The organism is Mucilaginibacter sp. BGA-UO-ETr-C110, from assembly GCF_059567985.1.
In genome coordinates this window covers 5,626,582-5,640,811 of sequence record NZ_JCAQPB010000002.1, presented here as the reverse complement: position 1 = coordinate 5,640,811, position 14,230 = coordinate 5,626,582, and the positions used below count along the sequence as shown (strand labels likewise).

Genomic DNA, 14,230 nt, shown 5'->3' with positions numbered 1-14,230 from the left:
TGAAACCATCATGAGCTAAGGTTCGCAAACCGGAATGAGTAAACCGGCTCATGATAGCTTCATCACCATTAAAAAACAAATTACTCCGATGAAAATTACCAGCCTTTAAGCAGCTTCAGATAGGCGGTTAGTTCATCGGCGATAAATTCATGTTCTTTCATATCTGGGTGTGTGCCACAGCCCTGATAATACCGCCTGGAAAAGAAATATTTATATACTTTTTTGTCACCGCTATTATTAACCTCGGAAGTAATAGAGGTCAGGTAATTTTGTAATGCGGCCGATAGTTTTTCGTCGGCCATTGGACTGCTTAAACATACAATATCTGCCGAAGGATACTTTTGCCTTACCGTTTTAATAAACTTGGTATAGATATCACAGTAACGGATAGAATCGCCAACGCCATCATTTTGACCCAGGCAAATGGTTACTACATCGGGCTGATAATGTTTAAAATTCCAGGCGAGGGAGTCATTGCGCAGAAAAACTTTATCAAATACCAGGGGCATGGTGATGTCCATATTACAGCAGCTGTGTACCATGCCAATACCAGCTACAGAAGTAAGCTGCCATTGTGCGTTTAAGCTACGTGAGGTACGCGGCCCATAGCTCATATAAGCATTATGTTGATCGTACCATTGGCCTTTACCGCAGGGGGTAGTGGACTGATCCATACCGGCCCCGCTGGTGATAGAATCGCCGATATATTCAATTTTACGTGTTGGCTGAGCGGGTGGCGATAAAAGTTTAGCGCACCTGACACCCACAAAATCAATATAGCCGATCTGCGATTCGGTGTCTTTGCAAATAACAACTGTATGCTCACCCTCCGTAAGCCCATCAGCCACGGTGATCATATTGGTTTTACCCGTAGTTTGTATGCGATAGGGTGTATTATTATCAACCGCTATTTCCAGGTAATTGTGGCTTTTGCCATACAGCACCTCATCATTGATCAGCAGTTCGCATTTTTTGCCTTCAAACCGAAGTTTGATATAAACACCCGGCGACCACATCCTGGGTCTTAGCGGGTTTGCAAAATCAATACGCCCCACGTATTGTATGTTCGCGTTATTGGCCTTGTATAGTTTTAATACTTCTTGGGGGATAGCTGCATGGGTGTTATAGGATAGCTGCAGCAGTATGGCAAATAATAAACCAGCTATATATTTTATCATATCAGGTTAATAGTGTAGCGTAAAGTTAGCTTTTCCGGATACCCGTTTAAATACTCCTATAACATTTTTACCGCCTCAGTGTTCCATGAATTTATAAAAAAAACGGGCTGCCCCAGTTAAGAGGCAGCCCGTTGTATGCTATTTAAGGTAAATATATCCCTTATTGTTGATTCTGATCTGAAGGATCATCGGATGGTGTACCTACAATTTTATAAGCTTTATTGCCATTATTGTCGGTAGTATCCTGGTAATAAAAACCATCGGGAGATACATATAGTTTTTCACCGTTGATCTTTATCTTCCTGCTGTCCTGTGGTAACTGGCCAACTATATCACCTATCTGAGGCGCTTGCTGAACATCACCATTTCCACCCTGATCTGTATTCAATTCACCGTCTTTACCTGCAATTACGTAAGAAGCTGTTCCGTCGTCTTTAGTAATTGGCTGATAGTAAACACCGTTTGACTCATAATACTGTTCACCATTGATCATGATAGACTGCGCATCTTTAGGCAGTGTTTTGATCTCGGCACCTACAGGTGGTTCAACTACAGTATATTGATCATTAACCTGCTGATAGTACAAACCATCGCTATAATAGTACTGGTAATCGCCCCAGAAAAATGGATAGTAACCATAAGGTAAAAATCCTATGCTAAAGCCCAATCTTGGTAAATAGTATGAGTTGTAGTAGTTACGGTATGGATACCAGTAATGGTTTCCGAAATAGCCGCCACGGCCGCCATAACGATAATTGGAACCACGGTAGTTGTAGCCATTGCCACTGCTTCTATAGTAAGTACCACGACCACCAGCATATGAATTTCTGTTCACACTGGCATATCCACGGGTTCCATAACCATAGCTACGTGTAGCTGTTCCAACGCTGTTACGGCCTGGCGCTACATTGCCATTAGTACGCGTTGCTGTACCATAAGTACGCTGTGGAGCCGCTGTAACATTGCTACGTGAGGCAAAACCGCTGCTTCCGTAGGTACGCTGAGGTGCAGCTACTGCTGCCCGTTGCCCACCACCATTACTAAATGATGGACGTGAAAAGCTGGCATTGCCACCAGATGAACGGGATACACTCCCGCCTCCTCCGCCGCCACCGCCAGATGATCTTGAGCCGCCACCGCCGCCACCACCACCGCCACTACTTCTGTGTTGTGCATTGGCGGTAAACGCTAAAGGCAAACTCAACAGAGTTCCTAAAGCAAGTGTGAATAAATTTTTATATGTGCGTTTCATGATGAAAAATTTTAACTAATCAGCTGGTATTCTTTGCTGATATAGGTATATAGACTAATAAATGATTAAACGGTTTAACGCGTATTTAATTATATTTAACAAAAAGTACACCAATATAGTAATTTGCTGTAAAAACAGCTCAATTATACACTTTTCTGACTAATCCAGCCCTTCTGCAACCCATAAAAAAGGCTGCTCAAAGCTCAGGGTAAAAAAACCATCGTTTGTGGTTTTAAAACTGCCAGGTCCTGTTTGCTCCAGACCCGTATAATTTAACCCTTTTGTACTGTTTAGTACCCGTATTTCATCGCCTGCCGGTTTCCATTTGCTAAAACCGGAACTTATAGCATAAATTTTTTGATGCCCATGAAATATTACCAGGTCAATTTTACCCGTGTAATTTAACAGATCATCAAATGCAGGTTCGTCTGTTATTACGTTTACCGCCGGATAATGGTTGGCTATCAGGTAATTTAATGCCGTTGCTGTCCATGTATCATCGCCTGGAGGCATCAGTTTTACATCCGATTGTACCATGCCTTCTTCGCCATTGCTGATCACCCAGTCAACCTTGATACCCAGCACATGGAGCTTTTCGGCGGTATGCGGGGTGGTTATAACCGTTGGGCTCCACTCCAGCAACTGGCCCAGTAACTCTTCCGGGAAATCATCAAGCCCCAGCACCAATAGTGCCGGCTCTTGTTTTTCCCTTACAATATGGTGAGAAGACATCGATTAAAAGTAGATAGAATAAATGAATATTTAATGAATGTGCTGAGCTGATCGGTGTAAAATTTACAACACATACCTACACGTTGTACAAAAACTTTTTAAACCTTTAATTTTAACACTTTTCGGCTCAAAAACAGGGTAAAAACAGTTTAAAATCGTTTGAAAAACCCTCATTTTAACACTTTTTAACAAATTTTAACACGGTTTTTACGTGTTTTGAAAGCTTTAAAAAGCATTAATTTATTGATAATCAAATAACTACATACCAAACCATCGGTTTTTAGAGCCCTTTTACCCCTTAACAAAACGGCCCTGCTTTCTATAAAAAAGAAAACCGGGCCGTGATATATACAAAGATACCGAAATAATTATCCGGATAAAAACGAATCTGAAAATTGGTTATTCATCATCGTGCATTAAAGCGTGTGCCTTATACCTTTGAACAGGAAAAGGTTTTAACGTATAAAAATTTGGCTGCCGGATTTGCCGCTGGCGTTACATGAAAAGAAATTCTTACTGCAACGGCGCCAGATTTTGGAAATACACCTGAAGATGTCGCCCTCCAAAAAACACCGGCATAACCACCATTAGACGTATAAGCACTAAGCTTCCCTATGTTTTCAGGCGTGCCATTAAAACCAATTTGCGTACCACCAGTAAGTTTAGTCGGGTCCGGGATATAAACCACTTCCTTTTTAATATCAGAAATAGCTACACCAGTTGCGCTGGAGTTAACGATATCAGGATTCCATACCAGATTAACTGTGGAATTATCAACAGCATACAGGGTTTGATTAACATAATATATATTAGCCCTTCCACCTGAGCCATACTGCTCCGAATTATAGGTTGTGGTTACATGCGGAACGGCAGATAAATAAAACAAGCCCATCGGCTTATTATAGTATGGCGTATATCCCGCTGTTGATTGTTGGTTTGTTGTTCCCGGAACAACCAGGCCTAAACCCGGATTGGGCCATAATGCACCGTTTTGAGTACTATTACCGGCAAGGGTAATATCGCTGTTCATGGTTAATGATACGGATTGATTTGTACCTCCTGTTTTACCACCAAAAATGCCGCTCAAAAATCCTTTCACAATATCTGCAGCCCCACTGGTTACAGCGGTAGAAGCAGCATTGAAAATAGCGGTAGGCAAACCCAGTAGATTGCCATCGCCAGGGTTTCCGGCGGTTGATCCTTTGGTTGAATTAAACAGAGATCCACCTAAAACATCAAGAGTACCGGTTAATAGTTTTGATAACGTGAATGGCGAGCTGCCAGGTGAGGTAATGGATCCTTTAATAGTACCAACAGAAGTACCACCCAGGGAAATTGTACTTACGTTGGTCCAATTGATGGTGCAATTTAAACCTATTTGCTGATACGTACTTGCCGCAATATTGCTATCATAGGCTATTTCATATTGTGAGGCAAACCATACGCCGTTAGCAATTTGCGTTGGCTCCATCTTGGAAGTAATGGTTTGGTTAACGCCGATCGAGGTTATATCCTGCCCGGCATAATTAAGCATGTTTGAATTGATGGTATTTGGCCCTAAATTTAGCCCGGTAGTCAAATAATCGGAGTTTTGAAACCCACCGTTATTCACGTAAACATAAATTCTGATAATTGACCTGTATTTATTGTACAGAACAAAAAATGGATTTGCCGGTGTTGGCTTAGCGGGATCAAACAGGTTGTAAAGCAGCTCCCAGCCATCAGCCGGTAAATAATCATAAAGAATATCTGAGGTAAACCCGCGTACAGCCCCGCTTGCCCATGGAACCAGTATAGGGGCAGAACCCGCGGCTGTAGGCATATAATCAACGGTAGACCAGCTAAAGTATGGAGTGGGTATCATGTTTACACCCCGTTTGGCGGTTGGTGCAGAGGCTGCGGGTATTTTTTGTAGATCTTTTTTACAACCCGAAACGATAATAATAAGCATAAGTAATGCCATCGCCCCATAAGAGCGACCTGATTTTATATTCTTTGTCATGGGAATTATGTTAATTAGATAGTAATTATTTATTCATTAGTTTCTTAATTAAATATTAAAGTATTGGCCAACAACAGAACAATATATTATATAATATTCATTTAGGCAAATAAATTATTGAAAATAATAAATACAACATGCAAATAGCTAATAAGTTATAAAAAACAAACACTTATCCCAGATACTATTTAATGAAAATTTAAAAGAATAATATTTTCTGCGATGAGGTGTTTACCATGAATAAACCTACTTTCTGTACGTTCGCAGGCAATTTCCCGGGTTACTTGCAATGACGGACACAATGATGTTATGTATTGACTATCAATACTTTACAGTCCATAAGTTTAACCATGTATCCCACGGATACACTACGCAAATCTCATGGTAGCGAAGCCGAGACTCTGAATTTAATAAACCTTCCTGTAAAACTCTTTTAGCGCCGCCCCGGGATTGGGCGCAAGGTTGACGGCTCCTGATACCGCAATGCCATAGATCCCTGTTTGCAGCAGGCGCTCTACATCATTCAGCAGTACACCGCCTACGGCTATTACCGGGATATTGATGGATAGTTTTTCCAATTGGCGGTAACCTTCAAAACCCAGCAGCGGGTAATCATTATGTTTGGTATGGGTATGCGCGAAGGGGCCATAGCCACAATAATCTGCAACACCCAGGTTTTGTATTTTTAACAGAGCATCCGGGTTGCTGGCCGATGCGCCTAATGTTTTTTCTTCTGTTATTACCGAGCGTATGGCGGCCAGATCGGCCAGGGGATCTTCGATGTGCACGCCCTGGGCATCTACCTTATCCAACAAATGATAATGATTGGTGATGATGAGCGTTGCGCCCCAATCGTCGCAGATGCCGGCTATTTCGTTCAGTTCATCAATCAGCTCATCTTCGGGCTTACTCATGCAGCGGTATTGCACCCAGTTGGTGCCCGCTTCGCAGGCTATCTGTACCTGCTGTACATGGCTGCGGTCGGGCAGATCCTGTGTGAGGTAATGAAATTTGGAGATGTATTTTTTCATGGTTTATTAGTCCGAAAATCGGTAAAGTCCGGAAGAATGTTGGTAAAGATACCTGTTCCAAACTTCCGGACTTTCCGACTCATTACAATTTCTCCTGTGTCAGGGCCTCGCTGATGGTTTTGCCAATATTGCCGTTTGGCGCCTGTATGTGTAATAACGAAGCTACGGTTGGTGCAATATCCGTCATGTGTGTTTGGCGGGTAAGGCTGCCGTGTTTAATACCCCAGCCCATAAATACCAGCGGGATGTGGGTATCATAAGGGTTCCAGGAACCGTGTGTGGTACCTGTACTACCATGCCCTGTAAAATATCCCGGTTTCAGGATTATCTGTATCACACCGCTATGCTCCACATTGTACCCATTGATAATGCGGCTGCGCAGCTCTTCGGGGATGTTGGCTGTTTGCGCCTTTTGCATATCCACAGCAAAGGCAATGGCCGGTTGTGTTTGCAGGTAATCGATACAGATCTGTTTCAGTGCGTCGATATTTAAACCTTCTTTTTTGATGATGGTATTGTTAAATGTTACCTGGTAATTGGCCATACTGCGGATGAGATTTTTTACTTTGAACTTATCTTCCATCAGCTTTTCCATATCCACAACGGCTTTTCCGTCATCCCAAAAACCGGCCGGTATATTATGATCGGTTAAAAAAGTAGGGTTATGCGCGGCGCCATGATCGGCGGTTAAAAAAACCGAATAGTTGCCTTTGCCAACGGTGGCATCCAGGTAGCTGAAAAAGGAAGCCAGGTCTTTATCCAATCTTAAATAAGTATCCTCAGCCTCTACCGAGTTGGGGCCGAATTGGTGACCAACATAATCTGTAGAAGATAAACTTACCGCCAAAAAGTCGGTCACGATGTTTTTGCCTAATTGCTCACCTTCAACCGCAGCGCGGGCCAGGTCGAGCGTCATGGTGTTTCCAAACGGGGTAGAACGAATCAAACCCACTCTGCCTTTGTATAACTCAGATGTTTTAATGGGAAAGGTTGGTGCTTCTGCTCCGCCAAATTTACCTTCGTAACGGGGGCTGTTATCAGGCGCGCTTTGTACGTAAGTATTGATAGGGTACAGTGTATTCCAATCCTGTTTCAGGTACTTTTCGGCTATTTTCTGATCATTGAATTTCTTAACCCAGCCCGGCAGATCGGTCATGTAGTAAGTACTGCTGATCCAGCTGCCATTGGCATCATCAAACCAGTAAGCAGCATTGGCGGTATGCCCGGCGGGCAGGATACCACCTCTGTCTTTCAGCGCTATGCCGATAACTTTGGAGCGGAAGTTGGTAGCTAATCTTAATTCGTCGGTAACGGTGGTCACCAGTAAATTGCGGGGCGACATCTCACCGGCCTTGGAGGTACTGCCAACAGCGTGTACAGTGCTGTCGTCTGTACAGTACATGGATTTTCCGGTAGCTTGTATAATAAAATCATTACCGGCAATGCCATGCAGGGCCGGTACCGAACCGGTGTAAATGCAAGTATGGCCTGCAGCGGTTACAGTTGGTATATAGTCGATATTGGTGTTTTCGCAAGTGAAACCTTCGTTGAGTAAACGCTTAAAGCCTCCTGCCTGGTAACGATCGTAATACCGGTACAGGTAATCCCAGCGCATTTGATCAACCACCAGGCCTACTACCAGCTTGGGGTGAGGTAATGACGCGGCAGCCGGGGCAGCGTTGATTTTCTTTTTTTGTGCCGATACCGAAACAGCGGCAATGCATAAAGGAACAAGGAGTAGATGTTTAAGCTTCATTTTTCATTGATTTGGAGAAGCCCAAATATCAACAATGCTTTTAAAATGCGCTATAGTTTTTTTATTAATTATAAATGTTTGTGATAAATTAACTAACCTGGCTACCCCACATGTCATTGCGAGCGGTAGCGTGGCAATCTCGTTGTAATGCAGGGCGGTTTTGCATATTGCAGACCCGCTCTTGGCCGCGGGAGGGCCAGTCACGTTTTTCGTTGTTGTTTGTTTTTTATAGGTACTCAAGATGGCTTCGCCGTATGTAGCCACAAAGTAACCAAAAGGCTGTCAGCAGAGAGGCTTCTTTGCGCTCAAGGCCTTTGCCCTGCAAACCGGGCAGAACCACTGGCTGCAATTATTTTGCCCCACTTTGCTCCCACGTTCCCCGTGCTTCAGCAAAAACTTGCTATGCCCTTGCAGCCGCACGGGCCAGCATTGTTCTGCCCGCTTTCGGCCGAAGCTTATCTGCTGACTGGGAAGAAAATTAGCTTATGGTCGGTGTTATCACCGCACCATCAATGTGGCATTTATACCGCTATCTAAGGCAAAATAGCATAGGAAGTGGTGCGGTGATAACACCGACCACAGGCTAAAACATAACTTTTTGTGACAGTGTCTCCGTTTGAAATTAGTGTATAATTAAAAATAAAGTTAGATTAGAAAAGGCAAAGTAAGCAACTCATCATTTCATATGAACATACCAGAACAAATTGAAAAGTATATTACCAGCCAGCCTGAACCAAAACTTAGGGACATGGAAGAGTTACATACGCATATACTTCAGGTATTACCGGAATGTAAACTGTGGTTCGATGATGGAAAAAACAGCGAAAATAAAACTGTGGCTAACCCTACTATAGGCTATGGATTTCACACCATAAAATATGCTGATGGAAAGACCCGGGATTTTTTTCAAATTGGTTTGAGCGCAAACAAAACCGGAATCTCTGTCTATATCCTTGGTATCAAGGATAAGACATACTTAGCCCAAACATATGGGAAAGAAATAGGCAAGGCGAGTGTGACCGGGTATTGTATTAGGTTCAGTAAATTAAAGGATATAAACATGAACATATTGGAAGCGGCCATACGATATGGGGTTGAGGCTACGAATGAAAATTAAATTTCAAACTGAGACATTACCCTTTTTGTTGAGCCTATGGTCGGTGTTATCACCGCACCATCGATATAACATTTATCCTACAATTAAAAGCAAATAAACAGAAGAGTGGTGCGGTGATAACACCGACCACGGGCTAATTGAATAGTAGTGTACTTCTACTCCCATTTTTAGTTCCCTCCCCACGGGAGGGGCGCGATAGATTGTGTTGTAGCTGGGAGGGGTTTATGCGTGCGGTGATTATCCTGTTCCCTAAACCCCTTCCTCCCCTTCCCGAGGGAAGGAATCGCACGAGGCCTTGGCTTTTCTCCCGGATGTCATGCTGAGCGCCGTCGAAGCATGGTGGGAGGGCCTCAACACGCGCCCTTCGACAGGCTCAGGGTGACAGTCCTTTTGTTTGGTGAACTCATATTTTGTCATCCTGAGGTACGAAGGATCTATTGTTGAACTATGCTATCGTGGAATAGATGCTTCACTCCGTTCAGCATGACAAATTACTTTTTGAAGAGGTGGCAACATTCGGCATATCAATCTTCAAACACCAATAACGAATGCTGGCTGGCGGTATGCAGATCACGCCATACCTGGTTTATTTCGGTATCTGGGTTGGCGGCTTGCAGGCCACAGTAGGGATATAGCTCGTCTACACATTCACGGGCTATACGGGCCAGTTTGCGGCTGCTTTCGCCAATTTGCTGTAACTGTGTGGCCTTACCCATCAACGCGCCCTGCCAGGAGGCGTCAACCGAGCTGTAAAACTCCAGGCGAACGGCATTTAATTTACCGGTCAGTTTTTCGTGCAGTTGTTTGATGACCGTCCGCCTGTCGGCGGTCAGATGTTTATTTTCAGGTCTTTCATCAAAAATAGTAGCGCACAGATCTGTAAAATGAACCGCCATGCCCGATATATTGGCTGCCAGCGTGGCCTCGGCCAGTTGTATAAAGGGGTATTGATACAAAGGTCCGGCGATCACCGCGTTGTCCGGGTCAATTTTAAAGCACCTGTTTTTTTCTACAAAAAGGTTACGCACTTCATAGGCATCGCTACCGGTACCCATCATACCCATAAACTTCCAGGCCGATATCAGGCTTACATCCTTACGATCAAAAATAAATGGCAATATCAGGGGCGTACCGTCATCATTCAGCACAGCTTCTCCGTTTTGTTTGATCACACAATTGGCGGTTAAATGCGTAGCATGATGTACTCCGCTGGCATATTTCCAGCGGCCGTTGATGAGGTAACCGCCCTCGGTTATAGTTGCAGTACCCGTTGCGGCACCACTGCCCGCCAGGCATAAATGAGGATCGGCAAAGATCTGCGGAGCCACCTCCGGCGATAGAAAGCCGCCAAACCAACCAGCCCCGGCGCAGAGGGTAACCACCCAACCCAGGCTGCCATTGGCCCAAGCCAGGCTCTCTTCCAGCCTTACCATATCGGGCAGCGACAGTTGCAAGCCACCGTAAACCTGAGGCACCAAAAACTTAAACCAGCCTTGTTCATACACCAGCTCCAATTGCGCGGGCTGCAGCATCCCCGCCTTTTCGGCCGCGGGTACTGCCGCCTTGATGATATTTACCCATTCGGGTTTGAGGTGGGTTGATGGATGCATTTTTTTGAGCTTAAAGCAAAAGGCAGAAAGCCTAAAGCCATTTTCATGTTACTATTTTTAAGCATTTTCATATTTACAAGCTTTCGGCTTTAAGCTTTGAGCCTTCGGCTTTTTTCTTCCAGTCAAAATAGCCAAAACAAGCCACTATAAATAAAAACAGGGTGAGCACGGCAAACATGGGTAATTTTTTATAAAACAACAGCGGCACGGCAAACAGGTTGGAGACATTTAAAAATATCCAGTTCTCTATTTTTCGGCGGGCCAGCAGCCACATGCCAGCCCAGGCGGTTGACGATACAAAGGCATCCCATAGCGGTACGTTTGATGGGGTAAAGTACCGGAGCAAAAAATACAGCACTGCCCAGCCACCTAATGATATAGATAAGCTGATGATCCACTCTGTTTTTGTGGAGTATGTGACCCTGACTGGTGGCTGATCGCGTTTTTTCACCCAGTATATCCAGCCATAAACACTCATTACAATGTAATACACATTGAGCAATGATTCCGCGAATAGCTGCGCTTCCATCAATAATAGTATGGATAAAGCGGTGCCCAATATCCCCGCGGGGTAAAGCCAGATGTTATTAACCCGCGCCAGCAGCACTTCGGCAACACCCAGGGCCACGGCAAGCCATTGCACCCAGGTGGTTTCTTTGATCTGCTCTACGAAAAGATTAATAAGGCTGTGCATACTGTCCATTAAAAACTCAAACTTACCGAGGCCATAAAATTACGCGGTGCCTGCGGGAAAAAGTAGTTATAATTCAGGATATTATTTCCTTTAACATCGGCATAAGTTGCACCATTGGCTTCATACTTTTCGCTGAAGATATTGTTCACCTGCAAGCCCAGTCCAATGTTTTTTACCCCCTTTACTTTAAAGTTATACCTTATTCTTACATCGTTCACAAAATAACTTTTCAGGAGGCGGTTAGCCGCATAAGTATTATCCAGGTTTTCGGGCGCTATGGTATAGCCCTGCGGGTTTTGATTGGAGGTATTATCAATATATTGCTGACTTACATATTTGCTGATAAAAGCAATTTCGCCGCCTTTTACCGGACTGTAGCTGATCACGCTTGATCCTGTTAATGATGGTGAGAAAGCGATATCGGTTTTCTTAAAACTTTCGCCCACTAAAGGACCGCCATCTTCATCGGCAAAAAACTGCTGGTAGTTCTTGATCTTGTTGGCGCTCCAGGTAGCGGTTAGTCCCCAGTACAGCTGGCTGGCAATTTTCACCTTGCCATCAAACTCCAAACCGGCACGGTAGCTGTCCTTCACGTTGGTACGCACCGGGCTGCCTACGTCATTCAAGGCACCGGTTAATACCAGCTGGTTTTTGTACAACATATAAAACCCATTGATACCACCTGTAAATACCGGGCCACTGATGCGGTAGCCCGCTTCAAAATCTTTCAGGTTTTCTGATTTGGGGCGATTCTGCGGTGGCGAGTCAACATAATCATCGCGGTTGGGTTCATGGTTACCTACCGCGAACGAGGCGTATACGTTGCTATGCTCGCTGAACTGGTAAGTGATACCTGCCTTGGGATTAAAAAAGTTGAGTTCAGCGGTTTGCTGGGCGTTGTTCAGGTTTTTGTCGATCCCGTAAAAGGAGTAATAAATATGGCGGTACTGCATATCGGCATACAGCAATATTTTATCCAGATGCCACTCGGCCCGGGCAAATATGTTAAAATCGTTCTTTTTGGCGTTGTCGCGGTAGTACTCATAATTAGCCGGCAGACCGATAGGCGTAAAGACATCAATCACATCGCCGTAATGCGCACCTTTATACTGGTTATAAGCGCCGCCCAGGGTCATATTCAGATTGGTTTGGGGCTGATATTTGAGGGCATAGGTTACGCCATAAAAATCGTTATTAAGCCAAAGCCTGCGCACCAGATCGGTAGCACTGATGGTATTAGGACCAACCACAACGGGAGCTATACCATAGTTTTTTAGGGAGTCGGCATTGCGGTACTCTTCATAATAGCCTTTGCCTTTGGTATAATGCAGGGCGCCGCTAAAGGATAGCTTGTCTGATATTTTTTTATCGTACAGTAACTGGTAATGGTTTTGGGTGTAATGATCTACCTGGTTTTTATAGAACGAGTTAGTTGCATCTATATATCCCAGTTCATTATAGGTGCGGTTGTCTGAGCGGGCATTATCACCAATCACATAATCGGCAATACCGTTCCAGGCCTGGTAAGTAGTTTCGTAACCCGAAAATACATTGGCTCTTAAAGTGCTGTTTTTACCATACCACGCACCGCTTACAAAAAACGATTTGAGATTTGATGTGGCCCTGTCGATATAACCATCGGAATGGATCCGCGATACCCGGCCATCCAGGCTAAAATGCCCGCCCAGTAAACCTGTACCCGCGCTAACCGTGGTTTTGATAGATCCATAAGAACCTGCCGAGGCATTGATATCGGCATAAGCGGTATCGCGGCGGGTGGTGGTTTGTATGTTGATGCTGCCGCCAAAAGCGCCCGCGCCATTGGTGGAAGTACCCACCCCACGCTGGATCTGGATGTTATCGATAGATGAAGTAATATCTGGTAGGTCGACAAAGTATGATCCCTGGCTTTCCGAATCATTATAAGGGATACCGTTGATGGTTACGTTAATGCGGGTAGCATCTGATCCGCGGATGCGGATACCCGTGTAACCAATACCAGCCCCGGCATCAGAGCTAACCACTACCGATGGGGTTTGGTTAAGCATATACGGCAAGTCTTGCCCGAAATTGTTTTTGGCCAGATCTCTTTTACTCAGGTTGGTATATGCTGTTGGCGAATTTTTACTGGCCCGGGTTGAGCTTACAGTCACCTCTTCGGCGGTAAGCGTGCCCTTGTTTAGGCTGATGTTGACAATTTCATTAGCCCCTAAAGTCACGTTTTTAGTAACCTGCAGATAACCGATGTAGCTTACTTTCAGGGTATAGTTACCCGGTTTCAGATCATTAAAATGATAGTTACCGGAAGCATTGGCAACGGTGCTCAATGCAGGATTGTTAATGGCGATGGTAGCGCCGGGCAGAGCCTCGCCCGATGTATTGGTGACCTTCCCGCTGATGGAAAGCTGGGCCGATGCCAGAACAGGCAGCAGCAAAGCAGCAATAGCTGCAAACAAATTTTTCAAAATAACTAATAAACTAAAAATAGTTAAACCATCTGCCCATCAGGGTAAATACGCAGTACACTTAACTTGTTACCTATCCCTACGCCGGCATTATCCGGATCAGGTGCATGTTTCTTAAGTCTTCAGTTCTAAGTATTGAGTCTTAAGTCGCTTGACAGTTTTTGACTTTTTACTTTTGAATTTTGACTTCCAAAACAATGGGTTTGATCTCAGCCTGTCTTTCAGTTTGATTGCTCAAAGCAAGGCACCCCCTTGAGAAAATTATAAGGCAAAGATAGTTTTTTAGTCCGAAAGCGGAAAAAGACAGCAAGTCTGGAAGTAAAACCGTCTATTATTAGCCCCTGAATAAAACCTTTCACCTTTTACCTTTCTCCTTTCACCTCAAAAACTTAC

General features: G+C 44.4%; 10 protein-coding genes. 1 reads left to right on the top strand and 9 read right to left on the bottom strand.

The window, feature by feature from the left end; genetic code table 11:
* Positions 1–95 precede the first annotated feature (95 nt).
* The 6 genes from AC57BQ_RS24280 to pafA form a co-directional block, all read right to left on the bottom strand.
* On the bottom strand, positions 96–1,178 hold the full coding sequence (locus tag AC57BQ_RS24280; RefSeq protein ID WP_496408712.1) for an SGNH/GDSL hydrolase family protein: 1,083 nt from the start codon (positions 1,176–1,178) through the stop codon (positions 96–98).
* A gap of 160 nt (positions 1,179–1,338) precedes the next feature.
* Positions 1,339–2,430: a DUF6515 family protein gene (locus tag AC57BQ_RS24275; RefSeq protein ID WP_496408711.1), complete on the bottom strand. Its 1,092-nt coding sequence runs from the start codon at positions 2,428–2,430 to the stop codon at positions 1,339–1,341.
* A 159-nt stretch (positions 2,431–2,589) separates the two neighbouring features.
* Positions 2,590–3,162, bottom strand: coding sequence for a thiamine diphosphokinase (locus AC57BQ_RS24270; RefSeq protein WP_496408710.1), 573 nt, complete (start codon positions 3,160–3,162; stop codon positions 2,590–2,592).
* A gap of 430 nt (positions 3,163–3,592) precedes the next feature.
* Entirely contained in the window at positions 3,593–5,164 is a 1,572-nt protein-coding gene (locus AC57BQ_RS24265; RefSeq protein ID WP_496408709.1) for a hypothetical protein, read from the bottom strand.
* A 407-nt stretch (positions 5,165–5,571) separates the two neighbouring features.
* Entirely contained in the window at positions 5,572–6,195 is a 624-nt protein-coding gene (locus AC57BQ_RS24260) for a thiamine phosphate synthase (RefSeq protein WP_496408708.1), read from the bottom strand.
* 82 nt (positions 6,196–6,277) lie between these two features.
* Positions 6,278–7,951: an alkaline phosphatase PafA gene (pafA, locus tag AC57BQ_RS24255; RefSeq protein ID WP_496408707.1), complete on the bottom strand. Its 1,674-nt coding sequence runs from the start codon at positions 7,949–7,951 to the stop codon at positions 6,278–6,280.
* Between the two features lie 685 nt (positions 7,952–8,636).
* Between pafA and AC57BQ_RS24250 the strand changes: the two genes are divergently transcribed.
* Positions 8,637–9,068: a DUF1801 domain-containing protein gene (locus AC57BQ_RS24250; RefSeq protein ID WP_496408706.1), complete on the top strand. Its 432-nt coding sequence runs from the start codon at positions 8,637–8,639 to the stop codon at positions 9,066–9,068.
* Positions 9,069–9,592: 524 nt separating this feature from the next.
* On the opposite strand, the gene AC57BQ_RS24245 is transcribed toward AC57BQ_RS24250, so the two are convergent.
* The 3 genes from AC57BQ_RS24245 to AC57BQ_RS24235 form a co-directional block, all read right to left on the bottom strand.
* The gene (locus tag AC57BQ_RS24245) at positions 9,593–10,678 is read right to left on the bottom strand and encodes an acyl-CoA dehydrogenase family protein (RefSeq protein WP_496408705.1); all 1,086 of its coding nucleotides are present in this window, start codon (positions 10,676–10,678) and stop codon (positions 9,593–9,595) included.
* 73 nt (positions 10,679–10,751) lie between these two features.
* Positions 10,752–11,372 carry a nicotinamide riboside transporter PnuC gene (pnuC, locus tag AC57BQ_RS24240; protein WP_496408704.1) on the bottom strand — a complete coding sequence of 207 codons (621 nt, stop codon included), beginning with the start codon at positions 11,370–11,372 and terminating at the stop codon, positions 10,752–10,754.
* 8 nt (positions 11,373–11,380) lie between these two features.
* Positions 11,381–13,837: a TonB-dependent receptor gene (locus tag AC57BQ_RS24235; protein WP_496408703.1), complete on the bottom strand. Its 2,457-nt coding sequence runs from the start codon at positions 13,835–13,837 to the stop codon at positions 11,381–11,383.
* Between the last annotated feature and the right edge of the window lie 393 nt (positions 13,838–14,230).